At 70.7% G+C, this 24,348-nt stretch carries 28 protein-coding genes; 14 read left to right on the top strand and 14 right to left on the bottom strand.

Translation table 11 applies throughout. From position 1 onward, the window contains the following. Positions 1-28: 28 nt before the first annotated feature. Together AC07EQ_RS16570 and moaA are read right to left on the bottom strand one after the other, a co-directional pair. Positions 29-322, bottom strand: coding sequence for a MoaD/ThiS family protein (locus AC07EQ_RS16570; RefSeq protein ID WP_478388800.1), 294 nt, complete (start codon positions 320-322; stop codon positions 29-31). Positions 323-326: 4 nt separating this feature from the next. Next, a complete protein-coding gene (gene moaA / locus AC07EQ_RS16565; protein WP_478388799.1) occupies positions 327-1,385 on the bottom strand; it encodes a GTP 3',8-cyclase MoaA in 1,059 nt (352 codons plus the stop codon). A 184-nt stretch (positions 1,386-1,569) separates the two neighbouring features. Here moaA and AC07EQ_RS16560 point away from each other — a divergent pair, with 184 nt between their 5' ends. The 5 genes from AC07EQ_RS16560 to AC07EQ_RS16540 all read left to right on the top strand — a co-directional run bounded on the left by AC07EQ_RS16560 (position 1,570) and on the right by AC07EQ_RS16540 (position 5,549). Continuing rightward, on the top strand, positions 1,570-1,971 hold the full coding sequence (locus AC07EQ_RS16560; RefSeq protein ID WP_478388798.1) for a TOBE domain-containing protein: 402 nt from the start codon (positions 1,570-1,572) through the stop codon (positions 1,969-1,971). Beyond that, positions 1,968-2,723 carry a molybdate ABC transporter substrate-binding protein gene (modA, locus tag AC07EQ_RS16555; protein WP_478388797.1) on the top strand — a complete coding sequence of 252 codons (756 nt, stop codon included), beginning with the start codon at positions 1,968-1,970 and terminating at the stop codon, positions 2,721-2,723. The genes AC07EQ_RS16560 and modA overlap by 4 nt, the downstream gene beginning before the upstream one ends. 158 nt (positions 2,724-2,881) lie before the next feature. Beyond that, the gene (locus AC07EQ_RS16550; protein ID WP_478388796.1) at positions 2,882-3,673 is read left to right on the top strand and encodes an ABC transporter permease; all 792 of its coding nucleotides are present in this window, start codon (positions 2,882-2,884) and stop codon (positions 3,671-3,673) included. Next, complete coding sequence (locus AC07EQ_RS16545; RefSeq protein WP_478388795.1) at positions 3,670-4,758, top strand: sulfate/molybdate ABC transporter ATP-binding protein; 1,089 nt, start codon at positions 3,670-3,672, stop codon at positions 4,756-4,758. Before AC07EQ_RS16550 ends, AC07EQ_RS16545 begins: the two co-directional genes overlap by 4 nt. A 26-nt stretch (positions 4,759-4,784) precedes the next feature. Further along, positions 4,785-5,549, top strand: coding sequence for an HAD-IIA family hydrolase (locus AC07EQ_RS16540; RefSeq protein ID WP_478388932.1), 765 nt, complete (start codon positions 4,785-4,787; stop codon positions 5,547-5,549). A 3-nt stretch (positions 5,550-5,552) separates the two neighbouring features. On the opposite strand, the gene AC07EQ_RS16535 is transcribed toward AC07EQ_RS16540, so the two are convergent. The 3 genes from AC07EQ_RS16535 to AC07EQ_RS16525 all read right to left on the bottom strand — a co-directional run bounded on the left by AC07EQ_RS16535 (position 5,553) and on the right by AC07EQ_RS16525 (position 7,313). Continuing rightward, positions 5,553-5,825 carry a hypothetical protein gene (locus AC07EQ_RS16535; protein WP_235883676.1) on the bottom strand — a complete coding sequence of 91 codons (273 nt, stop codon included), beginning with the start codon at positions 5,823-5,825 and terminating at the stop codon, positions 5,553-5,555. 79 nt (positions 5,826-5,904) lie between these two features. Continuing rightward, positions 5,905-6,306, bottom strand: a complete 402-nt coding sequence (locus tag AC07EQ_RS16530; protein ID WP_478388794.1) for a YccF domain-containing protein — start codon at positions 6,304-6,306, stop codon at positions 5,905-5,907. Between the two features lie 218 nt (positions 6,307-6,524). Further along, entirely contained in the window at positions 6,525-7,313 is a 789-nt protein-coding gene (locus tag AC07EQ_RS16525; protein WP_478388793.1) for a PhzF family phenazine biosynthesis protein, read from the bottom strand. A gap of 116 nt (positions 7,314-7,429) precedes the next feature. Here AC07EQ_RS16525 and AC07EQ_RS16520 point away from each other — a divergent pair, with 116 nt between their 5' ends. Beyond that, complete coding sequence (locus tag AC07EQ_RS16520; protein WP_478388792.1) at positions 7,430-9,055, top strand: AMP-binding protein; 1,626 nt, start codon at positions 7,430-7,432, stop codon at positions 9,053-9,055. A 46-nt stretch (positions 9,056-9,101) separates the two neighbouring features. Here AC07EQ_RS16520 and AC07EQ_RS16515 read toward each other — a convergent pair whose 3' ends face one another. After that, positions 9,102-10,076 (bottom strand): R2-like ligand-binding oxidase, encoded by a 975-nt coding sequence (locus AC07EQ_RS16515; protein WP_478388791.1) that lies wholly within the window; start codon positions 10,074-10,076, stop codon positions 9,102-9,104. Between the two features lie 108 nt (positions 10,077-10,184). Between AC07EQ_RS16515 and AC07EQ_RS16510 the strand changes: the two genes are divergently transcribed. Further along, complete coding sequence (locus tag AC07EQ_RS16510; protein ID WP_478388790.1) at positions 10,185-10,802, top strand: HAD family hydrolase; 618 nt, start codon at positions 10,185-10,187, stop codon at positions 10,800-10,802. Between the two features lies 1 nt (position 10,803). Here the strand turns inward: AC07EQ_RS16510 and AC07EQ_RS16505 are convergent, their stop codons facing one another. Next, positions 10,804-11,010, bottom strand: a complete 207-nt coding sequence (locus tag AC07EQ_RS16505) for a hypothetical protein (RefSeq protein ID WP_478388789.1) — start codon at positions 11,008-11,010, stop codon at positions 10,804-10,806. Positions 11,011-11,252: 242 nt separating this feature from the next. Here AC07EQ_RS16505 and AC07EQ_RS16500 point away from each other — a divergent pair, with 242 nt between their 5' ends. The 4 genes from AC07EQ_RS16500 to AC07EQ_RS16485 all read left to right on the top strand — a co-directional run bounded on the left by AC07EQ_RS16500 (position 11,253) and on the right by AC07EQ_RS16485 (position 14,826). Further along, positions 11,253-11,645 (top strand): cold-shock protein, encoded by a 393-nt coding sequence (locus AC07EQ_RS16500; protein ID WP_478388788.1) that lies wholly within the window; start codon positions 11,253-11,255, stop codon positions 11,643-11,645. A 120-nt stretch (positions 11,646-11,765) separates the two neighbouring features. Further along, positions 11,766-13,193: a serine hydrolase domain-containing protein gene (locus AC07EQ_RS16495; RefSeq protein WP_478388787.1), complete on the top strand. Its 1,428-nt coding sequence runs from the start codon at positions 11,766-11,768 to the stop codon at positions 13,191-13,193. Beyond that, the gene (locus tag AC07EQ_RS16490) at positions 13,190-14,176 is read left to right on the top strand and encodes a sensor histidine kinase (protein ID WP_478388786.1); all 987 of its coding nucleotides are present in this window, start codon (positions 13,190-13,192) and stop codon (positions 14,174-14,176) included. The genes AC07EQ_RS16495 and AC07EQ_RS16490 overlap by 4 nt, the downstream gene beginning before the upstream one ends. Then, on the top strand, positions 14,173-14,826 hold the full coding sequence (locus AC07EQ_RS16485; protein ID WP_478388785.1) for a response regulator: 654 nt from the start codon (positions 14,173-14,175) through the stop codon (positions 14,824-14,826). Before AC07EQ_RS16490 ends, AC07EQ_RS16485 begins: the two co-directional genes overlap by 4 nt. Positions 14,827-14,856: 30 nt before the next feature. Here AC07EQ_RS16485 and AC07EQ_RS16480 read toward each other — a convergent pair whose 3' ends face one another. The 5 genes from AC07EQ_RS16480 to AC07EQ_RS16460 all read right to left on the bottom strand — a co-directional run bounded on the left by AC07EQ_RS16480 (position 14,857) and on the right by AC07EQ_RS16460 (position 19,034). Further along, a complete protein-coding gene (locus AC07EQ_RS16480) occupies positions 14,857-15,333 on the bottom strand; it encodes a DUF2771 family protein (RefSeq protein WP_478388784.1) in 477 nt (158 codons plus the stop codon). 9 nt (positions 15,334-15,342) lie between these two features. Further along, positions 15,343-17,013: an MFS transporter gene (locus AC07EQ_RS16475; RefSeq protein ID WP_478388783.1), complete on the bottom strand. Its 1,671-nt coding sequence runs from the start codon at positions 17,011-17,013 to the stop codon at positions 15,343-15,345. Positions 17,014-17,073: 60 nt separating this feature from the next. Then, positions 17,074-17,307, bottom strand: coding sequence for a hypothetical protein (locus tag AC07EQ_RS16470; RefSeq protein WP_478388782.1), 234 nt, complete (start codon positions 17,305-17,307; stop codon positions 17,074-17,076). 115 nt (positions 17,308-17,422) lie between these two features. Then, positions 17,423-18,172: a hypothetical protein gene (locus tag AC07EQ_RS16465; RefSeq protein WP_478388781.1), complete on the bottom strand. Its 750-nt coding sequence runs from the start codon at positions 18,170-18,172 to the stop codon at positions 17,423-17,425. Positions 18,173-18,191: 19 nt separating this feature from the next. After that, the gene (locus AC07EQ_RS16460) at positions 18,192-19,034 is read right to left on the bottom strand and encodes a glutaminyl-peptide cyclotransferase (RefSeq protein ID WP_478388780.1); all 843 of its coding nucleotides are present in this window, start codon (positions 19,032-19,034) and stop codon (positions 18,192-18,194) included. Positions 19,035-19,112: 78 nt separating this feature from the next. Between AC07EQ_RS16460 and AC07EQ_RS16455 the strand changes: the two genes are divergently transcribed. Both AC07EQ_RS16455 and AC07EQ_RS16450 read left to right on the top strand, forming a co-directional pair. Continuing rightward, positions 19,113-19,952: a DUF3027 domain-containing protein gene (locus AC07EQ_RS16455; RefSeq protein WP_478388779.1), complete on the top strand. Its 840-nt coding sequence runs from the start codon at positions 19,113-19,115 to the stop codon at positions 19,950-19,952. Further along, a complete protein-coding gene (locus AC07EQ_RS16450) occupies positions 19,949-22,927 on the top strand; it encodes a sacsin N-terminal ATP-binding-like domain-containing protein (protein WP_478388778.1) in 2,979 nt (992 codons plus the stop codon). Before AC07EQ_RS16455 ends, AC07EQ_RS16450 begins: the two co-directional genes overlap by 4 nt. A gap of 5 nt (positions 22,928-22,932) precedes the next feature. Here AC07EQ_RS16450 and AC07EQ_RS16445 read toward each other — a convergent pair whose 3' ends face one another. Continuing rightward, complete coding sequence (locus tag AC07EQ_RS16445) at positions 22,933-23,115, bottom strand: DUF397 domain-containing protein (protein ID WP_478388931.1); 183 nt, start codon at positions 23,113-23,115, stop codon at positions 22,933-22,935. After that, entirely contained in the window at positions 23,105-23,956 is an 852-nt protein-coding gene (locus AC07EQ_RS16440; protein WP_478388777.1) for a helix-turn-helix domain-containing protein, read from the bottom strand. The genes AC07EQ_RS16445 and AC07EQ_RS16440 overlap by 11 nt, the downstream gene beginning before the upstream one ends. A 114-nt stretch (positions 23,957-24,070) precedes the next feature. Here AC07EQ_RS16440 and AC07EQ_RS16435 point away from each other — a divergent pair, with 114 nt between their 5' ends. Beyond that, the gene (locus AC07EQ_RS16435; RefSeq protein WP_478388776.1) at positions 24,071-24,283 is read left to right on the top strand and encodes an HC3 family zinc finger protein; all 213 of its coding nucleotides are present in this window, start codon (positions 24,071-24,073) and stop codon (positions 24,281-24,283) included. Positions 24,284-24,348 lie beyond the last annotated feature (65 nt).

The raw sequence follows: 24,348 nt of genomic DNA, 5'->3' as shown, positions 1-24,348 counted from the left end.
CGCCCCGAGAGGCCGCTGAAGAGGGGGTTCAGCCGCCCGCGAACGGCGGGAGGACGTCGAGGGTGGCGTCGTCGGGAACCGCGATGCCGCGGTCCCGGACGGCGACTCCGTCGAGCAGGAAGCTGCACGCGGGCAGCACGCTCGCCAGCTTCTCGTCGTGCCGGCCGAGCGCGGCGGAGATGACGTCCGCAGCGGTCACGACGGCGCCATCCGGGCGCGTGACGTGCACCGTTTCCTCCGGGACCCCGGCGGCCGCGCGGGCACCCGCGAAGTAGCGCACCCGCACCGCCACGGTCCCGATCTGCTCCGGCAGAGCCGTCATCCGGTCAACCCCCGATTGCGCTCATCGGCCGCGATGGCTGGGCGAACTCGCCCGAATCCATCCCGTGCCCGGCCGCCTTCGCCCACATCGTCTCCTGCCACAACCGGATCAGTTCGGCGTCCTCGACCCCGGCCCGCACCGGCCCGCGCAGGTCCGTCTCGGTCGTCGAGAACAGGCACGAGCGCAGCTGGCCGTCCGCGGTGAGCCGGGTCCGGTCGCAGGCCGCGCAGAACGGCCTGGTCACCGAGGCGATCACGCCGACCGTCGCGGGCCCGCCGTCGACCAGCCAGCGCTCCGCGGGCGCGGAGCCGCGCTCGGCGACGTCCGGGGTGAGGGCGAACTCGCTGCCGAGGCGCTCCAGGATCTCCTCGGCTGTGATCATCTGGCCGCGGTCCCATTCGTGCTGGGCGTCCAGCGGCATCTGCTCGATGAACCGCAGCTGGTAGCCGCGCTCGATGCAGAAGCGCAGCAGGTCGCCGGCCTCGTGGTCGTTGATCCCGCGCATCAGCACCGCGTTGACCTTGACCGGCTCCAGCCGCATCTCCTTCGCCGCGGCGAGCCCGGCCAGCACGTCGTCCAGCCGGTCGCGGCGGGTGAGCTGCTTGAACACGTCGCGGTCGAGGGTGTCGAGCGAGACGTTGACCCGGTTCAGCCCGGCCCGCACCAGCGGTTCGGCGAAGCCGCCGAGGTTGATGCCGTTGGTGGTCAACGAAGTCGTCGGGCGACTCGGCAGCGCCGCGGTCGCCGCGATGATGTCCACCAGGTCCTGCCGCAGCAGCGGCTCGCCGCCGGTGAAGCGCACCGTGGTGACGCCCAGCTCCTCCACGGCGATGCGGATCAGCCGGTTCATCTCCTCGGTGTCGAGGAGTTCGGCGCGCTTCAGCCAGGGCAGGCCCTCGGCGGGCATGCAGTAGGTGCAGCGCAGGTTGCACTTGTCGATGAGGGAAACGCGCAGGTCGGTCGCGATGCGGCCGAATCGGTCCACCAGCCGGGTCGTGTCCGGGCGTGCGGACGTGTCGGCCGTGCGGCGCACGAGCGGGATTCCCAGGTCCACCGCGGTCACTCCACGACCCTAGCGCTTCGAGGGAGGGGATTTCGATCGCGCGGCCCCAATTTGTGCGGAATCGCCGAGTGATCCGCTGCGGCGTCCGGAGTGGTCGGAGGAAGGCACAAAGTCGTTGCAAGATCCGTGTTTGCGGTCAATTTCGCTGGTTTTGCACGCAGCTGCGGAAGTAATGTTGGCGGCTGTGCCGCACTATCGGATTTCGGAGGCCGCCGGGCTGCTCGGCGTCAGCGACGACACGGTGCGCCGGTGGGTCGATGGCGGGCAGCTGTCGTCGGACCGGGACGCCGCCGGCCGGCGGACCGTGGACGGCGCCGCGCTCGCCGAGTTCGCCCGCGCCCAGGCCCGCTCGACGCCGGACCCGTCCGGCATCGGCCGGTCGGCGCGCAACCGGTTCGTGGGGCTGGTCACCGAGGTGATCTCGGACCGGGTCATGTCGCAGGTGGAGATCCAGTGCGGCCCGCACCGGATCGTCTCGCTGATGAGCACGGAGGCGGTGCGCGAACTCGGGCTGGTGCCCGGGGCGCTGGCGGTCGCCGTGGTCAAGTCGACCAACGTCGTGGTGGAAACACCGGGAGAAGGATGATGTCGAAGCTCAAGATGATCGTCGGCGCGCTGGTCGCGCTCGTGGTGCTGGCCGGGTGCGGTCAGGCCGGGCCGCAGGCCCAGCCGCAGCGCACGCTGACCGTGCTCGCGGCCGCGTCCCTCACCGAGTCCTTCGACGAGCTCGGCACCCGGTTCACCGAGCAGCACCCCGGCGTGCGGGTGCAGTTCGACTACCAGGGCTCGTCGACGCTCGCCGAGCAGATCAAGCAGGGTCGTGCCGCGGACGTGTTCGCCTCGGCGGACACCAAGAACATGGACAAGGTGCGGGATCTGGTCGGTACGCCGGAGGTCCTCGCGACGAACCAGCTGACGATCGTGGTCCCGCCGGGCAACCCGGCCGGGATCGCCTCGCTCGCCGACCTCGCGGCGCCCGGCCGGACGGTCGTGGTCTGCGCGCCGCAGGTGCCGTGCGGATCGGCCACGCAGAAGGTGGCGCAGGCCTCCGGCGTGCAGCTGAAGCCCGCCAGCGAGGAGAGCGACGTGAAGTCGGTGCTGCAGAAGGTTGTTGCCGGTGAGGCGGATGCCGGGCTGGTGTACGTCACCGACGCGAAGGCGGCCGGGGACAAGGTGCAGGCGGTGGACTTCCCGGAGTCGCAGCAGGCGATCAACACCTATCCGATCGCGACGATCACCGCCGCGCCGGAGGCGCAGCTGGCGGCGGAGTTCATGGCGTTCGCGCGCGGCCCGATCGGCCGCGACGTCCTCGGCAAGCACGGCTTCGGCGCTCCGTGAGCAGTGGTCCACCGCAATTTCAATGGAAATCGGACCTTCGATTTCCATTGAAATTGCGGGAGTTGTCCACAGCCGTGGGCGTGTCGGCGTGCGACACGCCGATGACCCGCAGTTTCAATTGAAACTGCCGACGACCCGGGTGTGAGGTGAGGTTTCAATTGAAACTGCGGGCATCCCAGGTGCCGGTGGTGCTGTGGGTGCCGGCGGTGCTCGCGCTGGCGCTCGTGGTCCTGCCGGTCCTGGGGCTGCTGACGCGCGTCGATCCCGCGCGCCTGCCGGAGCTGCTGCTCAGCCCCGCTGCGCTCGACGCCCTGCGGCTCTCGGTGATCACCGGGCTGATCTCCACCGCGCTCGCGCTGCTCCTGGGCGGCCCGCTGGCGCTGGTGCTCGCGCGGTCCCGGATGCGCGGGCTCCGCGTGGTGCGGGCCTTCGTGCTGCTGCCGCTGGTGCTGCCGCCGGTCGTCGGCGGCCTCGCCCTGCTGTACCTGCTGGGCCGCACCGGTCCGATCGGGCAGCTGCTGGACGTCGTGGGAATTCGCTTGCCCTACACGACAACCGCCGTGGTGCTCGCGCAGACGTTCGTCGCGATGCCGTTCCTCGTGGTCGGCCTGGAAGGCGCGCTGCGGACCGCCGGCGGGCGGTACGAGCAGGTCGCCGCGACGCTGGGCGCCGGGCCCTGGCTGACGTTCCGGCGCGTCACCGTGCCGCTGCTGCTGCCCGCGCTCGGGTCGAGCCTGGTGCTGACCTTCGCGCGGGCGCTGGGGGAGTTCGGCGCGACGATCACCTTCGCCGGTAGCTTGCAGGGCACCACCCGGACCCTGCCGCTGGCCATCTACACCACGGCGCAGTCCGATGTGGACGCTGCGGTCGCGATGTCGTTGCTGCTGGTGGTGGTCGCGCTGCTGGTGATCGTGGTGGCCCGGCCCAAGGCGGTGGAGGGACGGCTGTGAGCGGATTGCGCGCCGACATCGAGTTCCGGCGCCCCGACTTCACGCTGCGCGCGGAGTTCGAGGTGGCGCCCGGCGAGGTCCTGGCGGTGCTCGGGCCGAACGGGGCGGGCAAGTCGACGCTGCTGTCGGTGCTGGCCGGGCAGCTCGCCCCGCATCACGGGCGCGTCGAGCTGGACGGCACCGCGTGGCTGGACACCGAGCGCGGGATCAACGTGCCGACGCACCGTCGCGGTGTCGGGCTGCTCGCGCAGAACGCCCTGCTGTTCCCGAACCTGACCGCGCTGGAGAACGTCGCATTCGGACCGCGCGCGGCCGGTGTCCGCAAGGCCGACGCGCGGGAGGCCGCCGGGCGGTGGTTGTCCGAGGTGGACGTCGCCGAGCTGGCGGCGCGCAGGCCCGGGCAGCTCTCGGGCGGTCAGGCGCAGCGCGTCGCGCTGGCTCGGGCGCTGGCGGCGAATCCGCGGTTGCTGCTGCTCGACGAGCCGCTGGCCGCGCTCGACGTCGACGCCGCTCCGGCCATGCGCGGGCTGCTGCACCAGGTGCTGCGGCGGCAGGAGAAACCGACCGTGCTGGTCACCCACGACGTGCTGGACGCGGTCGTGCTCGCCGACCGGCTCCTGGTGATGCTCGACGGCTGCGTCGTCGAGCAGGGCCTGACCCGCGAGGTGCTGGCCCGCCCGAAGGAGGCGTTCACGGCGCGGGTGGCCGGGCTGAACCTGGTGCCCGGGGTAGCAGCGGCGGACGGCGTTTCCTTCGGCGACAGCACGATCAGCGGCCGGATCGCCGAGGCGCTGGAGCAGGGCGAAGCCGCTGCTGCGGTGTTCGCGCCGTCGGCCGTCGCCGTGCACCGCGAGCGCCCGCACGGCAGCCCGCGCAACGCGATCCCGGTGCGGTTGGCGGCGCTCGAACCGCGCGGCGACGTCGTGCGGGTGCGCGGCGTGGTGCGGGACTGCTCGCTGGCCGCCGACGTGACCCCGGCGGCCGTTGCCGACCTGCGGCTCACCCCGGACGACGAGGTCTGGTTCGTGGTGAAGGCCGCCGAAGTAGCAATTCACCCCACATCAGGTGGATCATCTGGGGCGTGACTGAGCCATCCCCCTGGACGTACCTGATGGACATGGACGGCGTGCTCGTGCACGAGGAGCACATGGTGCCGGGCGCGGACGCCTTCGTGGCGGCGCTGCGCGAGAACGGCATCCCGTTCATGGTCTTCACCAACAACTCGATCTACACCCCGCGCGACCTGCGCGCCAGGCTGTCGCGCACCGGTCTGGACGTCCCGGAGGGCGCGATCTGGACCTCCGCGCTGGCGACCGCGCAGTTCCTGGAGAAGCAGCGGCCCGGCGGCACGGCCTACGTGGTCGGCGAGTCGGGGCTGACCACGGCGCTGCACAACATCGGCTACGTGCTGACCGATCGCGATCCGGACTACGTCATCCTCGGCGAGACCCGCACCTACAGCTTCGAGGCGATAACCAAGGCGATCCGGCTGGTCGAGGGCGGCGCGCGGTTCATCGCCACCAACCCCGACGAGAAGGGGCCGAGCCGGGAGGGCACGCTGCCCGCCACCGGTGCCGTCGCCGCGCTGATCGAGCGGGTGACCGGCCGCGCGCCGTACTACGTGGGCAAGCCGAACCCGCTGATGATGCGGTCGGCGCTGCGCCACCTGGGCGCGCACTCGGAGAACACCCTGATGATCGGCGACCGGATGGACACCGACGTGCGGTCCGGCCTGGAATCGGGCATGCAGACGATCCTGGTGCTGTCCGGGATCTCCGACGAGCACACCGCGGACCTGTTCCCGTACCGGCCGACGAAGGTGATCAACTCGATCGCCGACCTCACGGACCACGTCCTGGATCCGTTCAAGGCCTGAAAGCTACGACGGCGTCGCAGGTGGGGCGGGTTTCGGCACGGCGATGGCGCTGGTGACCTGGTTGAGCTCGTCGGCCAGGCGCTCAGCGGCATCGCGCACGAGCTCGGCGCGGCGGCTCAGCGATCCCGACCAGTGGCGCTGCGCCGCCGCCAGGCGGTCGAGCAGGTCCGCCTGCAGCCGCAGCCGTTCGACGTGCGCCCAGTCCTGCCGTGCCGGACCGCGGAAGGCGCGCTCGATCGCCGCCGCGACCCGCTCCAGCTCCAGTTCCGTGATCATCCGAATCCCCAAGTCGCCGATTCCCTATGACTGTGGGGACCGCATTGGGCCGATCGGTCGTACGCCGATGTGTCGCACGTCACCGAGGGCGCATGAACGCGTACACGTCGTCGGCGTCCACGATGCGCTTGCCCAGCGGCAGCAGTGAGACCGGGACGAGCTTGAAGTTCGCGATGCCCAGCGGGATGCCGACGATCGTGACGCACAGGGCGATGCCGGTGAAGATGTGCCCGAGCGCCAGCCACCAGCCGGCCAGCACCAGCCAGAGGATGTTGCCGATGCCTGCCATCGCGCCCGAGGTGGGCTCGTCGACCAGCCGCCTGCCGAACGGCCACAGCGCGAAGTTGGCCATCCGGAAGGACGCGATGGAGAACGGGATGCCGATGATCGTGATCGCCAGGACGACCCCGGCGACCGCGTAGCCGAAGGCCATCCAGAACCCGCAGAGCACCAGCCAGATGATGTTCAGCAGCAACCGCATGCCTCCACGGTGCCAGGCCCGCATCCCGGCCGCCGAGCCGAGGTTGTGGATCACACACCGGACCGTCTCGCAGGTGCGCTCCGGAGTGGGTGGTCCCGCAATTTCAATGGAAATCGGACCTCTGATTTCCATTGAAATTGCGGGAGTTGTCCACAGGTGCCGGTGTGTCGTGGTGCGACACGCCGATGAGGTGCAGTTTCAATTGAAACTGCGGTGGGTCAGACGAGGAGGTCGCCGCTGAGGACGGTGACCGCGCGGCCGCGGAGGCCGACGCGGTTTCCGCGGAGGGCCATCTGGACGATGCCGCCGCGCTGGGACGCCTGTTCTCCGACGAACGTCGCGTCGTGCTCGTCCTTCCCGAGCTTCGCCGCCCACCAGTTCGCCAGCGTGCAGTGGGCCGAGCCGGTCACCGGGTCTTCCGGAATGCCGACCTGCGGGGCGAACACCCGGCTGACGAAGTCGATGCCCGGCCGGTCTCCCGGCGCCGTGACGATCACCCCGCGCGATGGGACGTCCGCCAGCATCGCGAAGTCCGGTCGCACCGCGCGGACCTCCGCGGCGGATGCGGCGAGCGCCAGAACCTTGGTCTCGCCCTCCGCGGCCTCCTCGATGGTGATGCCGGGCAGCCCGGCGGCCAGCGCCGCGGGCGGCTCCACCGGCTCGGCGCGGTCGACCGGGAAGTCCATCTCGATCCAGCCGTCGCCCTGCGCGGTGCAGGTGAGGACGCCACTGCGGGTGTCGAAGCGCTGGTCGCCGCCGAGCACGTGCGCCGTCGCCAGGGTGGCGTGCCCGCACAACGGCACCTCGGTCGAGGGGGTGAACCAGCGCAGCGGCTTGGGTTCGTCTTCCGGGCCGCCGGTCACGACGAACGCCGTCTCGGAGTGCCGCAGCTCGGCCGCGACCGACTGCATCCACTTTGCCTCGGCAGGGGTGTCCAGCAGCACGACGCCGGCGGGGTTGCCGGCGAAGGCGCTGTCGGTGAAGGAATCCACGACGAAAGCACGCATCCCTGAACGGTACGCAACCCCGGGCCGCCACTACCCGCATTCGGGGGTGGCCGACGGGCGTCCGGCCAGGACAAGATGGGTGACCTGCATCACTGAGTTTTCGGGAGGTCGTCGACGTGGATGCCGTCGAACCAGCTCAGCCCAGCTACGCCTCGGGCATCTCGGACGTGCCGCTGTTGGGCGACACCATCGGCGAGAACCTCGACCGGACGGCGGCGCGCTTCCCCGACCGCGACGCGCTCGTGGAGTTCGCGACCGGGCGCCGCTGGTCCTACCGGGAGTTCGTCGCCGAGGTGGACGTGCTGGCGGTGGGCCTGCTGGACGCCGGGATCGGCAAGGGCGACCGGGTGGGGATCTGGGCGCCGAACCGCGCCGAGTGGACCATGACCCAGTACGCGACGGCGAAGATCGGCGCGATCCTGGTCAACATCAACCCGGCGTACCGGGTGCACGAGCTGGAGTACGTGCTCAACCAGGCCGGGGTGCGGCTGCTGGTGTCGGCGCGGTCGTTCAAGTCGTCGGACTACGTGGCGATGGTGGAGCAGGTGCGGGTGAAGTGCCCGGGCCTGGAGCAGGTGGTGTTCCTGGATTCCCCGGAGTGGGCGGAGCTGGCCGGCGGCTCCGGCGATCCGCAGCGGCTGGCGGCGATCCGGCTGTCGGCCGACGACCCGATCAACATCCAGTACACCTCGGGCACCACCGGTTTCCCGAAGGGCGCGACGCTGTCGCACCACAACATCCTGAACAACGGGTTCTTCGTCGGCGAGCTGTGCGGCTACACCGAGGCCGACCGGGTGGCGATCGTGCCGCCGTTCTACCACTGCTTCGGCATGGTGATGGGCAACCTGGCGTGCACCAGCCACGGGGCGGCGATGGTCATCCCGGCGGAGGGCTTCGACCCGACGGCGGCGCTGTCGGCCGTCGCCGCGGAGCGCTGCACCTCGCTGTACGGGGTGCCGACGATGTTCATCGCCGAGCTCGACCACCCGGACTTCGAGTCCTTCGACTTGTCCTCGCTGCGCACCGGGATCATGGCCGGCTCGCCCTGCCCGGTGGAGGTGATGAAGCAGGTCATCGGCCGGATGGGGATGGGCGAGGTGTCGATCTGCTACGGCATGACCGAGACCTCGCCGGTGTCGACGCAGACCCGCGCCGACGACTCGCTGGAGCGGCGGGTGTCCACGGTGGGCCGGGTCGGGCCGCACCTGGAGATCAAGATCGTCGACCCGGCCACCGGCCTGACCGTGCCGGTGGGCACGCCGGGCGAGCTGTGCACCCGCGGCTACTCGGTGATGCTCGGCTACTGGGAGCAGCCGGAGAAGACCGCCGAGGTGGTGGACGCGGCGCGCTGGATGCACACCGGCGATCTCGCCGTCATGGACGAAGCCGGCTACGTGAGCATCACCGGCCGGATCAAGGACATGGTCATCCGCGGCGGCGAGAACGTCTACCCGCGCGAGATCGAGGAGTTCCTCTACACGCACCCGGACATCCTCGATGCGCAGGTCATCGGCGTCCCGGACGCGAAGTACGGCGAGGAGCTGATGGCGTGGGTTCGGCTGCGCGAGGGCGCCGCGCCGCTGACCGCCGAGGCGCTGCGCGAGTTCTGCGCCGGCAAGCTCGCGCACTACAAGATTCCGCGCTACGTCCACGTCGTCGACGAGTTCCCGATGACGGTCACCGGCAAGATCCGCAAGATCGAGATGCGCGAAACCGCGAAGAAGCTCCTCGACCTCGAATGATCCAGCGGCGGTGGGCGTCTTCGGCCGAAGGCGCCCACCACCGGGGTCAGTTCTTGGCGTCGAGCTTGGCGAGCTCGGCCTCGTCCTCGGCGCCGAACTGGTCCTCCAACTGCTCGGGGGAGGCATCCACGTCGATCTGGGCCAGCGGCACGCCGCGGGCGCTGGCGATCGCGCCAAGGCGGCGGGTCGCGCGGTCCGAGGCGTAGGCCGTGAGCTCGTCCTTGTCCAGCTCGAAGGGCAGCACCTCGGGTGCGTCCTCCGGCTTCCACTGGACCTGGGCGATGGCGTGCGGCAGCAGCTTGGCCATCTGGTCCTGCACCACGTCCCAGTTGCGCTCGTCGGCGGCCACGTGGCGGCGGCAGGTGAACGTGCCCCATGCCATGTGGCGGCGCTCGTCGTCGCCGATGCGCCGGATGACCTGCTGCATGCCGGGCAGGATGCCGCGGCTGACGCAGATCTTGTGCCAGGCGTAGTAGCCGGTCAGGGCCAGGGTGCCTTCGACGACGTGGTTGTAGGTGACCGACGCGCGCACCTGGTTCTCCGGGCTCGGGTCGGCGTGCAGGGCGTGCAGCGATTCGGGCAGCGCCCGGTAGAAGATCTCGCGGTAGCCGGGGTTGTCCTCGACGAGCCCGTGCAGGTCGTCGGTGAGCCCGACGGCGTCCAGCCACAGCCGGAAGACCTGGGTGTGCTTGGCCTCCTCGAACACGAACTGCGTCAGGTACATCTCGTCGCCGAACCGGCCCTCGGCGGCCATCGCGGACACGAACGGCTGGAGGTCCTGCGTCACGGCTTCCTCGCCGGCGATGAACTGCGCGCACAGGCCCGCCACGCTGCGCTGCTCGGCCTCGTCGAGCCGTTGCCAGTCCTCGGCGTCCTTGCTGAAGTCGATGTCGGCGGGGTTCCAGAACTTGGCGTTGCCCTTGTTGAACAGCCGCAGCGGCAGCGAGTCCCAGTTCAGGCCGCTGGCCTTGAGTGAGTGGAAACCTTCGCGGTGGGCGGGGTGCGCGGTGGTGCTCGTCATTGAACGACTCCAGCTCGCCAAATTGTGAGGAACATTATGACCGTGATTTTCGATACTGCGCAGTTTCGAGTCAAGGGGGCGTGCGTCCCCCGAACGTAGGGTGTGCGCGTGGCAGAACAGCGCAGCGCGCCGGTGGTCGGCTTCGACCTGGACATGACCCTGATCGATCCGCGGCCGGGCATGGTGCGCGCGATCGAAGCCCTGAACGAGGAGTTCGCGTTGTCGCTGGACGGCGAGGCGTTCGCGGCGCACCTGGGGCCGCCGCTGGCCGACACGATGCGCGGCTACGGCTTCGACGAGCCGATGGTCGAGCGGCTCGTCGGCCACTTCCGCAAGATCTACCCGTCCGTGGTCGTCGGGCTGACCGAGCCGATGCCGGGCGCCGAGCGGGCGCTGGACGCGGTCCGCGAAGCGGGCGGGCGGACCCTGGTGATCACCGGGAAGTACGAGGTGAACGCGGCCCTGCACCTGAAGGCGTTCGGCTGGGACGTCGACCGGCTCGCCGGCGACGTCTTCGCCGCGGCGAAGGGCGAAGTGCTGCGCGAGGAGGGCGCGGCGATCTACGTGGGCGACCACCTCGGCGATGTCGTCGGCGCGAAGGCCGCAGGTGCGGTCGCGGTCGGCGTGGCCACCGGGCCCTACGGCGTCGACGAGCTGGTGGCAGCCGGAGCCGACGTCGCGCTGCGCGACCTCACCGAGTTCCCGGCCTGGCTCGCGCGGCTTTGAATCAGCGCTTGCGGCTGCGCAGGATCGTGGCGATCACGCCGAAGATCAGCCCGGCCGGGCACAGCAGGGTCGCGAGGTTGAGCCAGACCGGCATGTTCTCGTAGCCGGCGGCGAACAGCGCGAAAATCGCGATGATCGCCAGCAGTCCCAGCCCGAACAGGATCATCGACACCGGGAGGATCGCGGACCTGGGCGTAGCAGCTGCCATGCTGAGCAGCGTATTCAGCGACTGCGCCGAGTGCCGCAGCGGGCCTTGGTCGATAAGGACGGGTGTTATCGGCTGGGTACGCGGTACGCTTGCTGTGACGCGTCCCGGCGCGCCCAATTGCGTGGCGTTTTCGGGGCGCTTTCGTCGTGCCGGGGCCATTGGGTTCCGCTCGACGGACAGCCAGAGGGACGACGAGGACCCGGAGACCGGGCCAGCACATTCGACAGGGAACGGTGAGGACAGTGCCGACCGGCAGGGTCAAGTGGTTCGACGCGGAGAAGGGCTTCGGCTTCCTGACCCAGGACGGCGGGGAGGACGTGTACGTGCGGTCCTCGGCGCTGCCATCGGGTGTGGAGGCGCTCAAGACGGGCCAGCGCGTCGACTTCGACATGGCGCAGGGGCGCCGCGGTCCGCAGGCCCTCAAGGTCAAGCTGTTGGACCCGCTGCCGTCGGTGGCGGAGGCGCACCGGCGTTCCGCCGACGAGCTGCACGGCATGGTCGAGGACATGATCAAGCTCCTGGAGCTGAAGATCCAGCCCGACCTGCGCCGCGGCCGCTACCCGGACCGCAAGACGTCGAAGCGGATCGGCGAGGTCGTGCGCGCGGTCGCCAGGGAACTCGACCCGGGCAACTGACGAACATCAAGAGGGCCGGGCGCATCGCGGTGCGCCCGGCTCTTTTATGTCTTTCGTCAGGGGTGGTGGTGGTCGGTCGGCAGATCCGGCCGGGGTGTCCTGATCCATAGGTTCACCTGCATGAAAGCCAAGATCATCGCGCTCGCGGTGACCCTCGGGGTCGCGATCGGCCCCGCCACCGCGCAGGCCGCGCCCGAACCGACCGCACCGGCCATCGACGACTACCTGACCCGCGCGCTGGAATCCACCGGCATGCCCGGGTTCTCGGTGGTGGTCACCAAGGACGACAGGATCGTGCACGCCGCCGGCTACGGCCACGATTCCGACGGGCGGCCGGTCACGGCCTACACCCCGATGCGGGTCGCTTCGGTCAGCAAGTCGTTCACGGCCATGGCGGTCATGACGCTGGCCGATGCGGGCAAGATCGCGCTGGACCGGCCGGTCGTCGAGCAGCTGCCCGGGTTCGCCATGGCCGATCCGCGCTTCCGCGCGGTCACCGTCCGGCACCTGCTGAACCAGACTTCCGGTTTCTCCGACCGCACCATCGACATCAACTCGCTGGAGGAAGCGGGCTCGCTCGCCGAGTACACCTCGCGGCTGAGCACCGGCTCGCTGGCCGCCGAACCGGGCACGCACTGGGAGTACTGCAACGTCAACTACGACCTGGCGGCCCGTCTCGTCGAGGTCGCCGGCGGCCAGACCTTCGACGACTACATGCGGCAGCACGTGTTCGGCCCTCTCGGGATGAGCCGCAGCGCGCTTCGCGATGAGGTCGTCCGGCCCGCCGACGGCTACAACTCGCTGTTCGGTGCGTGGTTCTCCCGCCCGGAGCTGCCCGGATTCCTCGACGGCAGCGGTGGCGGCGGCGTCATCACCACCGCCGCCGACATGGGGAAGTGGCTGATCACGCAGGGCGGCCGCGGGCGCCAGCTCGTCGCACCGGAGAGCCTGCGCGCCATGCACAGCCCTTCCGACGTGCACGAATACGGCATGGGCTGGGGTGTCGACAAGCCCGCCGACGGCCCGGAAAGGCTGGTGCACGACGGGAACCTGTTCACCTACGCCGCGACGGAGATGGTCATCCCGGAGACCGGTTACGGCTTCGCCGTCATGACCAACAACGCTTCCCTCAACGGCGACTACTACGACATCCTCACCGGGCTGGTGGCCCTGAGCGAGGGGAAGACGCCCGACGCTCCCGGCGGCGCGCGGCAGCAGTTCGAGCTGGTGCTTGGCCTGATCGGGCTGGCGGCCGTGGGGCTGGGCGTGCTCGGCGCGGTGCGTTCTCGTCGCTGGGCGGCCAAGCGCGCCGGGCGGCCGGTTCGGCGGATCGCGTTGCGGCTGGTGCCGGTGCTGATCCCGGTCGCGGTGTTTCTGGCCTACCCGAGCCTGATTTCGTTCATCAGCAACGGCCGCACGATCACGTGGGCGCAGATGACGTACTTCCCGCTGCCCTTGACGGTCGTGCTCCTGGTCGCGGCGTTCGCCGGGCTCAGCACCGCAGTGTTCCGGCTGCTGAGGCTGCGCGCCGTAAGGTCGTCCGGGTGAGGAATGGCGCGGCTCTGCTGGTCATCGCCGGGGTGTGCGCGCTCGCCGGTTACGGGCTCGACGCCGAGGTGTGGCGGCTGCTGCTGCTCGTGGCGCTGGCCGTGGTGGGTTACTTCCACGGCCGGCACCTGCCGGTTCGCCGTGGCTGGGCCTGGCTTTCGGTCGCCGCGCTGGGCGGGGTCGTCGGCGCGGTCGTGGACTTCTGGGCCGGCTTCAGCTCCCTGCTGTGCCTGACGGTTTTCGTGGCCTTGCCGTGGCTGGCCGGTCAGTTCCGGCGGCAGCAGGCCGAGTTGATCGTCGCCGGTCGGCAACGGGTCGAGCAGATGGAGCGGGAGCAGGAGTTCGTCGCCGAGCGCGCGAGGCTGCGGGAACGCGCCCGGATTGCCGCGGACATGCACGACTCGCTCGGCCACGACCTGGCGCTGATCGCGCTGCGCGCCGGATCCCTCGAACTGGCCCCGGAAATGACCGAGGCCAACCAGCAAGCCGCCGCCGGGCTGCGCGCCACGGCGGTCGCCGCCACCGACCGGCTCCGGCAGACGATCGGGATGCTGCGGGAGAACGGCGGCTCCAGCGTCGAGCCGCCGGACGAGTCGGTGGAGGCGCTAGTGGACCGCGCGCGCAGCGCCGGGATGGCGGTGTCGCTGCTGCGCAGCGGCGAGCCGCTCGCGGTGCCGCCGGAGGTGGACCGCGCTGCGCACCGGGTGGTGCAGGAGGCGCTCACCAACGCCGCCCGCTACGCGCCTGGGGCGGAGGTGACCGTGCGGGTCGGGCGAATTCCCAACGGGCTCAACGTCATCGTGCGAAACTCGGCCGTCGACGCGCCGCCGGTGCTCGACGGCGGAAACGGCAGCGGGCTGTTGGCGCTGGCAGAGCGGGTCCGGTTGCTCGGCGGCACCTTCCGGGCCGAGCCCGGCGACGGCTTCACCGTGACCGCTCGGCTGCCCTGCCCGGTTGTGCCCGCGACGAAGGAAGACGAATGATCCGCGTGCTGTTGGCCGACGACGAGGCCATGATCCGCGCCGGGGTCCGGTCGATCCTGGCGACCGACCCGGAGATCGCCGTGGTCGCCGAGGCCGGGGACGGGCGGCAGGCCATCGATCTGGCCGCCGAGCACCGACCGGACGTCGTCCTGCTGGACATCCGGATGCCCCGGCTCGACGGGCTCGCCGCCACCGCGGAACTGGCCCGCGCGCAGCCGGAGGTCAAGGTCGTCGTGCTCACGACCTTCGACGAGGACGAGTTCGTGGCGCGGGCGCTCGGCGACGGCGCCCGCGGATTCCTGCTCAAGGCCGCCGATCCGCGCGAACTCCTCATCGGCGTTCGCGCCGTGGCCGACGGCGCGGCGTACCTGTCGCCCCGGATCGCGCAACGGGTGATCGCCGGGATGCGCGGCGGCCAGGCCGCCCGGCGAACCGCCGCCCGCGACCGGGCGGCGACCCTGACCCCGCGGGAACGCGAGGTGCTGGCGCTGGTCGGCGCGGGACTGTCCAATCAGGACATCGCGCGGCGGCTGTTCCTGGCCGAAGGCACCGTCAAGGCGCACGTAAGCACGATCCTGCAGCGCCTGTCCGCGAACAACCGCGTCCAGGCCGCGATCACCGCGTACGAGGCCGGGCTGGTCGACGACTGAGGCGGCGCGACAGGTGGGACCCGCCGGATGTCACTGCTGGACGTTCAGGATCCAGCTGCCGCCGATGCCGAAGTCGACGCCGCCGTCAGCGCCGGGCGTCAGCACCGCCGAGAACTTCTGGACCTCCACGTGCTCCAGCCGGCCGCCGTCCGGCGGCAGCTGCAGTGTGTAGGCGTGGCGCGAGTCGGGCGGGAAGACCTGGCTGCGGCCGTCGAGCTGCTCGCCGTTGAGCCCGCGGTAGATGAACACCACCTGCCACGGCGCCGCCGCGACCTCGCCGGGGACCGAGATCTGCAGCGGGCTGCGGTCGGGCACCCGCAGGTCGCCGACCGGGTTCTCCGGCGGCGTCACGCAGTTCTGCCCCGTCGCGTCGCAGTACTGGGCGGGGTTGACGGTCACCGAGTTCCCGTGGGAGTAGAAGGTGACCTGCGGTTCGCTGGGGGCGGCACAACCGGCGGCGAGCGCGATGCCCGCCACCGCCAGCAGCGGCTTCAGTCCACGATGCACGGTTCGAGCCTACGACTTGGTCCGTAATCGCGCGGTGGCCGGTGCGGACCGGCGCCGGAGGCGCGGCAGCAGCGTGCCTCCGCGGCCGGCCACGATCGTCTGCGCCAGCATCAGCGCCAGCGCGACGGAGACCACCGCGAACCCGATCCAGTAGACCGGTGGCAGCAGGACGCCCAGCGCGCCGCCGAAGACCCAGCTGAGCTGCAAGATCGTCTCGGACCGGCCGAACGCCGAGGCCCGCGACTGCTCGGGCATGTCGTGCTGGATCACCGCGTCCAGGCAGACCTTGGCCAGCGCGCTGGCCGTCGCGCCGACCAGGCCGACCACCACCGCGAGCGGGAACCCGGCCAGCACCGCCGCGCAGACCGCGACCGCCAGCGCGCTGCCCAGGCAGGCGATGATCACCCGGTCCGGCTTGCCGAAGTGCATCTTCGAACCCAGCCCGTTGCCGAGGAAGCTGCCGACCCCGGCCGCGCCGCCGACCAGGCCGAGCAGCACCAGCTGCATGAACGGCTCGTGCTGGGTGCTCTGCTTGATCACGAACGCCGCGAACAGCGTCAGGAAGCCGGTCAGCAGCCGGATGCCGCCGTTGCCCCACAGCGCCACCACGACGTGCCCGCTCAGCGGAACCTTCTTGGTCTGCGCCGGGTTCGAGCCGATCGACGTCGGCACCTCGCCCTCGGTGCTCTCCACCCAGCCCGGGATCCGCAGGCACAGCCACACGCCGCCGGCCGCCATCGCGGCCATGAACCACAGCGCGCCCTCGGAACCCAGCAGCCAGGCGAAGCCGGACGCGATCGCGCCGAAGATCCCGCCCGCGGCCATGCCGAACGCGGTCAACCGGGAGTTGGCCTTGGTCAGCGTGATCTGCGTCGGCAGCACCCGCGGCGTCATCGCCGCCTTGAGCACGCCGAAGGACTTCGACAGCACCATGCAGCCCAGCGCCGCGGGGTAGAGCAGCCAGCTGTTGAAGTTCAGCGCCATCACGGCCGCGAGCAGCACGCGGATCGCGAACGACGCGGCGAGCGCGAAGCGGCGGCCCTGCTGCAGCCGGTCCAGCGCCGGGCCGATCACCGGGGCGATCACCGCGAACGGCGCGACCGTGATCAGCAGGTAGAGCGCGACCTTGTCCTTGCTCTCGCCGGTGGCGGCGGAGAAGAACAGGGTGTTGGCCAGCGCGACCGCCATCGCGGCGTCCACCGCGTAGTTGCCCATCACGGCGTAGGTGAACTTCGCGAGCCCGGACCGGTCGGCGCCGTCGGCGTGCGCGAGCGAGAAGAACATCCGCATCGCGCGTTGCGTCAGGTCCCGGCTGCGCCACGCGGCGACCCGGGTGACCGTCAGCTTCCGGGGCGGTGCCGTGCCCCGGGGCTGCTCGGGTCCGGGCGCCTCATCTGCCCGGCCGGGGTGGTCTTCGGGCAGCGGCGGCAACCGCCGGCCGTGGCTGCGCGGCGGGGCGTAGTCCGGATCGTCCTCCCACGGATACCGCCGGTCGCCCCTACTCGACGCCTCGAACCGGTGCTCGGCGCGCTGCGGCTCGTCGCGCTGCTCCGAGCCCTGCTCGGGCGGTGTCTCCCGGCCGCCTTCGGCGTACCAACCGCGCTTGCCGCGCTGCCCGGCGCCCCAGCCCGATCGGCCGCGCGAGGCGTCCGACCGCTGGTCGTGGCGTCGCAAACCCATACCGTTCATCCTGCCTCACCCGCCTCCGGCCGTTCGGGCGTCCGCCGGATTTCGGCGGCCTCACGGATAAAGAGGACGGAACGGGCCCGCCAGATACACCCAGACACGATCGAGCGACATTGACGGCCCAAAACCACCCGGCCGGGTGGCGGGTCTCGCCTGTGAAGCGAACGGACCGTTCGCGCCGATAGGCGAGGTGAACAGGCCGTTCGCTCCACCCAACACCGGCAGGTGTTGCCGGTTCGATGTGAACGGACCGTTCGCGCCGATAGGCGAGGTGAACTGGCCGTTCACCTCGATAGCTAGGCGTGGACAGGCGGCTTAGCCGCTCCGCAGAGCGGAGCCCCACCACAACCCCGCGCAACCACATCCCGAACAAGCCGCTGCAGCGGCCCAGCACGACGCCTGCTCAGGCGGGCGTGAGGCGCCAGTAGCCGTAGGGGTTGAAGAAGATGTCCTCGTCGTCGTAGCGGTCGCACGACTGCTGCCGCAGCAGCCAGCGCGGCGAGTCCTCGGTGAGCCGGAAGCCCTCGCCGTCGCGGATCTCCGCCGCCCGCGGCTCGGTCAGCAGGTAGCCCGCCAGGCCGTCGATCAGCTCCACCCACTCGCCGAGCCGGTTCTCGTCCAGCAGCCCCTCGGCCTCCAGTTCCACGTCGGGCACCCCGAGCAGGTGCATGCCGCAGGTGTGGAGCACCTCGCCGCTGTAGATCGGCCGCTTCACCCAGGCCTGGCGGAGGACATCGGGCTCGGCGGCGTCTTCCGCCAGCGCCAGCCACGTCTCCCTGCCGTGGGCGAGGCCGCTGCTCTCGCTCTTGATCGCGGTGGCGCCGCAGCGCTCGAACAGCTCCGCCGCCACCGCCAGCATCCGCTCGGAGATGAAGGAGGCGTGCTCCTGCCCGCCCTTCGCGAGCACGTACGCGACCGAATCGTGCTCGTCGATCGCGGCCCAGTCCTCGTCGGTGAAGGTCAACTGCGCGAGGCAGGCCTCGAACGCGTCGGGCATCCGCGGGTCGTGCTCGTGCTCCGACGACTCCCGGTCCAGCGAGAAGAACGGCCCGCCGAACGCGCGGACGGCCGCCTCGACCACGTCGAAATCCATGCCGGTACCGAGCACGCAGAGCACGTGCAGCGGCTCCACCAGGTCATCTTGATCATCCATGCGGCGACCGTACTAACGATCACGCCGGGACGAAGCGAACTCGGAAAATCGTCGGCCAGTACTTGCCGGTGAGCAGGAACTCGTCGGTGCCCGGGATCGCGGCGATGCCGTTGAGCACGTCGGTGCCCGCCCGCTCCCAGGAGCTCAGCAGCCCGGACGCGTCCACCACCGCGGTCACCTGCCCGGTCGCCGGGTCGATGCGCAGGATCTCGTCGCTGCCCCAGACGTTGGCCCAGACCTGGTCGCCGACGCACTCCAGCTCGTTGAGCTCCTCCGCCGCGGATCCGCCGCGCCGCACGTCGACGCCGCCGATCGGCGCGAACGTCGCCGGATCCCGGAAGGTCAGCCGGTCGCTGCCGTCGCTCATGATCAGCCGCACCCCGTCGAAGCACAGGCCCCATCCTTCGCCCGAGTACTCCACACGGCGCAGCTCGTCCAGCGTCTCCCGGTCTCGCTCCAGCGCAACCCCTTCCTGCCAGGTGAGCTGCCAGATACGGTCACCCGTGACGGTGATGCCCTCACCGAAGAGCTCGGCCGGGAGCCGGGCTTCGCGGCGCACCTCGCCGGTGGCGAGATCGGTGGCGCGGAGCAGCGACGAACCGCGCATGCCGGTGCCTTCGTAGAGGGTGCCGGCGGCGAGTTCGAGGCCCTGAGTGAATGAGGAGCGGTCGTGCGGGAGCACGGAGATCACCTCCGCTCGGAGGTGTGGCAGGCTTCCCGCGTGCCCAACGCCCTGATCGGTTTGCTCGCGGTCGTCCTGGCCGTCGTGTTGCGCTGGTACCTGCGGCGTGCACGCCACCAACCCCAGCCCGATGGCGAGCACCCAGCCGCACAACACACGTCGAGTCGGGAGGAGTCGCACCCCGAAAGCTTGACACGGGCGGCGGCAGCGACGACCACGTACGGCACAATCGAGCATGTGACGCCTATGCCTGCTCCGATGACCAGCCCAGGCGCGGATGCCCCGTTCGAGGACGTGGGGCAGCTCGCGCCCGTGCCGCCGAACCCGGAGCTCGCCGCCGCCGAGGACGTCGCGCGAGCTGCGGCGGAGGACGAGGCGCGGCCCGGGGACGACCCGATCGGCTCGCCGGTGCTGACCCTGGACACCGAGGCCGGTGCCTCGGTGGGGGCGCACGTCGGGATCGAAGCCGAGGGCCCGCACGCGGTCACGCACTACTTCGAGTCGAACTACCCGGGTTACGTCGGGTGGCGCTGGGCGGTCACGGTCGCCAGCGTCGGCCCGGGCGAGCCGGTGACGGTCAGCGAGGTCGTGCTGCTGCCCGGTCCGAGCGCGTTGACCGCGCCGGAATGGGTGCCGTGGAACCAGCGGGTGCGCCCCGGCGATCTCGGCGCGGGTGACCTGCTGCCGACCACCGCGGACGACCCGCGGCTGGCGCCCGGCTACCTGACCAGCGACGACCCCGCGGTCGAGGAGGTCGCCCACGAGGTCGGCCTGGGCCGCAAGCGGGTGCTCAGCCTGGAGGGCCGGCTGGAGGCCGCCGACCGCTGGCACAACGGCGAGTTCGGGCCGCGCGCCGACATCGCCAAGCTGGCCCCGGGGGCCTGCGGCACCTGCGGTTTCTTCCTGAAGCTGGCGGGTTCGATGGGCGGCGCGTTCGGCGTCTGCGCCAACGAGCTCGCGCCCGCCGACGGTCGCGTGGTCAGCGTCGAGTTCGGTTGCGGCGCGCATTCGGAGGTCGAGGTGGACACCTCGTCGACGGTGCCGGTGGCCGAGGTCGTCTACGACGACGCCACCCTGGACTTCGAGCCGCGCGGGTGAGCGGAACGGACCCGTTCGGTACGGCCGAGCTTCGGCGGGCCGTGCTGCAGTCCTGGGAGTCTTCGCCGACCCGGTTCCGCGAGGACGCCAACGCCGAGGAAGACCTCAGGCTCGGCGGCTACCGCGACCGGCTGCTGGTCGAGCTGGCGCAGAACGCCGCGGACGCGGCGGGCGCCGACGGCGTGCTGCGCGTTGAGCTCGTCGGCCGTGAGCTGCGGGTCGCGAACACCGGGTCGCCGCTGACCGCGACCGGCGTGGCGGGCCTGGCTTCGCTGCGCGCGTCGGCCAAGCGCGAGGGCGCCTCGGTCGGCCGGTTCGGCGTCGGGTTCGCCGCGGTGCTGGCGGTGTCCGACGAGCCGCAGATCCTGTCGACGTCCGGCGGCGTTGCGTTCTCCGCCGAGCGGACCAGGGAAGCGGCGGCGGAGCTGCCGGGCCCGGCGGAGGAGCTGGCGGCGCGGGAAGGCGCGGTGCCGGTGCTGCGGCTGCCGTGGGCGGTCGCCGACGAGCCGCCCGCGGGCTTCGACACCGAGGTGCGGCTTCCGCTGCGCCCCGACGTGGTCACGGACGCGCTGATGGCGGCGTTCACCGACCAGGCTGCTGATCTGCTGATCGCCCTGCCCGCGCTGACCGAGATCCGGATCGGCGAGAAGACTTGGCGGCGCGTGGACGAAGGCGCCGACCGGCTGGTCGTGCACGGCCCGACCCGCAGCGACCGGTGGCTCGTGCACCGCGCGACGGGCACGTTGAGCGAGACGGCGCTGGCCGGCCTGGGCGTCGAAGCCCGGCACGCCACGGAGTGGCGCGTGACCTGGGCGGTGCCGCTGGACGAGGACGGCACGCCGATCCCGCTGGCCGAAGACGTGCTGCACGCGCCGACACCGACCGAGGAGCGGCTGTCGCTGCCTGCCCGGTTGCTGGCGAGCGTGCCGGTGGAGCCGGACCGGCGGCGGGCGGCGGCGTCGGCCGCCACGGACGCGGTGCTGACGTTCGCCGCCGAGTGCTATCCCGGGCTGGTCGGCAAGATCGCCGTGGATCACCGGACGGCGCTGGTGCCGCTGCCGGGCTTCCCGCTGTCCGATGTGGACGACAAGCTGCGGCAGGGCGTGAACGACCGGCTGCGGGTCGCGGCGTGGCTGCCCGCGGCGAACGGGAACCTGGTGGCGCCGCTGGAATCCCGGGTCCTCGAATACATCTCGCCGGAGCTCGCCGAGCTGCTCAAGGACGTGATCCCGGGCCTGCTCACGGCGGAGCTGGCGGATGCCCGGCACCGCAGGTCGCTGCACGTGCTGGAGGTCCGGCGGCTCGCCGCGGCGGAGATCGTCGACGCGGTCACCGGCCTGCAGCGCCCGCCGCAGTGGTGGTACAGCTTCTACGACGCGCTGGTCCCGATCGAGAGCGCCGATCCCGTGGCGCGCGAGGAGTTCTCCGCGCTGCCGGTGCCGCTGGCGGACGGCCGCACGGTGACGGGTGTGCGGGATGTCCTGCTCAGCCACCGGGACGCGGACCCGGACCCGGCGGCTCTGCTGTCCACTCTGGACATCTCGGGCCTGCGCATCGCGCACCCCGAAGCGACGCATCCGCTGCTGGAGAAGCTCGGCGCGCACCCGGCCGGCCCGGCGGAGTTGCTCGACGCTCCGTCGCTGGAGGAGGCGGTGCGCAGCAGCGTCTCCGACGCGCGAGCCGGAGCGGACGTGCGGCCGTTGGCGGAGGCGGTGTTGCGGCTGGTCGCGAGCGCGCAGCCGCGCGACTGGCTGGGCGCGCTGGCGCTGCCGGACGCGAACGGCGACTTCCGCCGCGCGGACGAACTCCTGCTGCCCGATGCGGCGCTGCTGGAGGTCATCGACGCCGAGTACATCGGTGCGGACGGGCCGCTCGCGGTGCTGGACGAGGCATTCGCCGCCGACCGGCCCGCGAATCTGCTGCGGGCGATCGGCGTGCTGGACGACTTCGCGGTGCACGTCGAGGAAGACCCGGTCGAAGCGGACGACGACTTCCCGGACTCGCGCCACTGGTGGGCGGAGCAGGAATCCGCGCAGCCCGAGAACTGGCCGCCGGCCAGGTTCGCGGGAATCCGGGACCTGGACCTGGTTGCGGACGACGCCTGGCCGGCGGCGATCCGCCTGCTGGTGCGGAACCCGGAAACCCTGCGCGCCCTGCGCGAACCCAACAGCTACTCGGCCTGGTGGATCGCGCGCTACGCACTGCTGGGAGGTCAGCCGCCACGGCACTGGCGCCTCACGGGCGCTGCGGAGCTGGCGGGCCTCTTCGACGCGGTGCCCGACGTCGGCCTCGACGACGAGCAGCTGAGGATCACGGGCGTGCGCAGCGAGCTCGTCATCGACGATTCCGACGACGCTGCGGACCTGCTGGAACGCCTCGGCGACCCGGATCGCCCCGTGCGCGCCGGAACTGCGCTGCGCGCGCACCAAGCGCTGGCGGACGCGGTCGCGTCGGGTGTCGTGGACCCGGCCGAGATCGACCTCCCGGAGATGGTGCGCTCGGTGTCGGGCGCGGTCGTCAGCACCGGGCGAGCGGTGGTCCTCGACGAGCCGTGGATGCTGGGCGTGCTGGAAGCGCCGCTGGTGATCGCGGGCGGCAGCCCGGACCAGTTCGACGCGGAATCCCTGGCGGAACTCCTGGATCTGCCGCTGGCATCGGAAGAGAACACGATGCAGGTGGCGGACGAGGGCCGCGCCCAGAGCTGGCCGGAGGTGGCGCGCGTCCCGGCGGCGTGCGAGCTGCTGGGCATCACGGTGCCGACCGGCGAGGTCAGGCTCCACGACACGCTGCGAGTCCGGTCGTCGGCGGGGGAGCAGCGGGTGCACTGGTGGGTCGACAGGACGGGGAAGGTCCACGCGGAGCGAACCCCGGACGGCCTGGCCCGAGCCCTGGCCTGGGCATCGGGGTCCTGGCACGAGAGGTTCGCCCTAACGGCCCTGCTGGCTGACCCGGAAGCGGCAACCCTCCTGCGCTGAACGCTTCACCCGAAGCGCTCAGCCTTGACGGCGGCTAAGAAAACACCCCAAGCCTGCGGCCGAAGGGCCAAGGTCCCACCATCCCGATCCTTGGTGTCCCGAACCCCGACGACATCAGGACCTGCGCCGACCTCAACGCAGTTGCTCTCTACTCCGCTGTAGCTGGACTTTCGCCACTCAAAGATCATCTCCATCGTGCCCTTCCAACGCGTTCGCGCATGCCAAGACGAGGTCTGCAGAGTCTGCGGGGCTCAAAGCTGCTTTCTCAACAGTAGATGCGGCTTCGAGGTAGAGGAAGGTGTCCGCGGGGTCGTCGATGAAGACTCCGGAGCGGCGATGCTCCAGATGAACTATCGGTCGCTGCCGTTGGAACTCCAGGATCAGATTGCTGCCGTTCATCCCGTGGTGCTCACCTGCGGCGAAGGGGACGACCTGGACGGTGATGTGTGGCCGTTCGCTCATGCGCACTACCTGGCGGAGCTGTTCTGCCATCACGGGGCTTCCGCCCACTGGGCGATGAAGTATCGACTCATCGATGAGAGCGTGCAGCGCGACTGGCTTTGACCGCGACAAGATACTCTGTCGGCCAAGCCGCAGCGAAACACGTGACTCCACTTCGCTTTCGGACAGTCCGCCGTTGCGGATGACCGCTCGCGCGTAGTCGGCCGTTTGCAGCAGCCCAGGGACGAACCCCAGCGAAACATCCGTGATCTTGACGGCGGAGCGCTCGAATTCGAGTAGCGAAGCCAGCTGAGACGGCAGCCCGCTGTAGCCGATCTCCCACCAGTTCGGCTGGTGGGCATCATGTGCGAGTTCCAGCAAGCGCTTTCGTTCATCGCCTTTGATGCCAAGGGTTCCCAGGATGATAGCTATCTCAGTGTCGGTTGGAACCTTGTCTCCCGATTCGATCCGCCCGAACGTTGCGCGCGACCAGCCGCAGAGGTCGGCCAATTCTTCAAGGCGCAGGCCAGCATTCTTGCGAAGGTTCCGTACTTCGGCGCCGAGTCCGCGAGAACGTGCAGTTGTCATATGCCCACGCTATTGCAAACCTTGAGACTGGGCTATTACACAATTCGGTGAACAAGATTGCTTGGGTTCTTTTGGGACGGTCTCATTGACACCAGGCACCCGGAAGGAAATCCCATGTCCGACTACTTGACCTACGTCTGGCGCCCGGTCACGGGAGGCCGCCACGCTTTCCCCATCACAGCAACGAAAACCCCTGCAGATGTACCGGTGGCGGCGTTCTGCGGAGCAGAAGCGGACGCAGCAGAGCTGCACGATCGCTCCGAAGTGGACTGGATCCGCGAAAACACCTGCATGCACTGCTGGCGCATCCTCGCCGCCCGCCCCTGACACGTCCGGGTGGAGGTGGCGTTTTCGCGCGAAACCGGCGCCGCCACGCACGCGAAACGCCGGTT

Source organism: Saccharopolyspora sp. NPDC045839, from assembly GCF_056431645.1.
This window is presented reverse-complemented; position numbering and strand designations above follow the sequence as displayed.

Coding starts and splice junctions, on each gene's coding strand:
- AC07EQ_RS16465 (WP_478388781.1), bottom strand. CDS start 18,172: ATGGATGATCAAGATGACCTGGTGGAGCCGCTGCACGTGCTCTGCGTG.
- AC07EQ_RS16475 (WP_478388783.1), bottom strand. CDS start 17,013: ATGGGTTTGCGACGCCACGACCAGCGGTCGGACGCCTCGCGCGGCCGA.
- AC07EQ_RS16495 (WP_478388787.1), top strand. CDS start 11,766: ATGAAAGCCAAGATCATCGCGCTCGCGGTGACCCTCGGGGTCGCGATC.
- AC07EQ_RS16440 (WP_478388777.1), bottom strand. CDS start 23,956: ATGACAACTGCACGTTCTCGCGGACTCGGCGCCGAAGTACGGAACCTT.
- AC07EQ_RS16570 (WP_478388800.1), bottom strand. CDS start 322: ATGACGGCTCTGCCGGAGCAGATCGGGACCGTGGCGGTGCGGGTGCGC.
- modA (WP_478388797.1), top strand. CDS start 1,968: ATGATGTCGAAGCTCAAGATGATCGTCGGCGCGCTGGTCGCGCTCGTG.
- AC07EQ_RS16515 (WP_478388791.1), bottom strand. CDS start 10,076: ATGACGAGCACCACCGCGCACCCCGCCCACCGCGAAGGTTTCCACTCA.
- AC07EQ_RS16530 (WP_478388794.1), bottom strand. CDS start 6,306: ATGCGGTTGCTGCTGAACATCATCTGGCTGGTGCTCTGCGGGTTCTGG.
- AC07EQ_RS16445 (WP_478388931.1), bottom strand. CDS start 23,115: ATGATCTTTGAGTGGCGAAAGTCCAGCTACAGCGGAGTAGAGAGCAAC.
- AC07EQ_RS16535 (WP_235883676.1), bottom strand. CDS start 5,825: ATGATCACGGAACTGGAGCTGGAGCGGGTCGCGGCGGCGATCGAGCGC.
- AC07EQ_RS16505 (WP_478388789.1), bottom strand. CDS start 11,010: ATGGCAGCTGCTACGCCCAGGTCCGCGATCCTCCCGGTGTCGATGATC.
- AC07EQ_RS16540 (WP_478388932.1), top strand. CDS start 4,785: ATGGACATGGACGGCGTGCTCGTGCACGAGGAGCACATGGTGCCGGGC.
- AC07EQ_RS16455 (WP_478388779.1), top strand. CDS start 19,113: ATGACCAGCCCAGGCGCGGATGCCCCGTTCGAGGACGTGGGGCAGCTC.
- AC07EQ_RS16485 (WP_478388785.1), top strand. CDS start 14,173: ATGATCCGCGTGCTGTTGGCCGACGACGAGGCCATGATCCGCGCCGGG.
- AC07EQ_RS16435 (WP_478388776.1), top strand. CDS start 24,071: ATGTCCGACTACTTGACCTACGTCTGGCGCCCGGTCACGGGAGGCCGC.
- AC07EQ_RS16525 (WP_478388793.1), bottom strand. CDS start 7,313: ATGCGTGCTTTCGTCGTGGATTCCTTCACCGACAGCGCCTTCGCCGGC.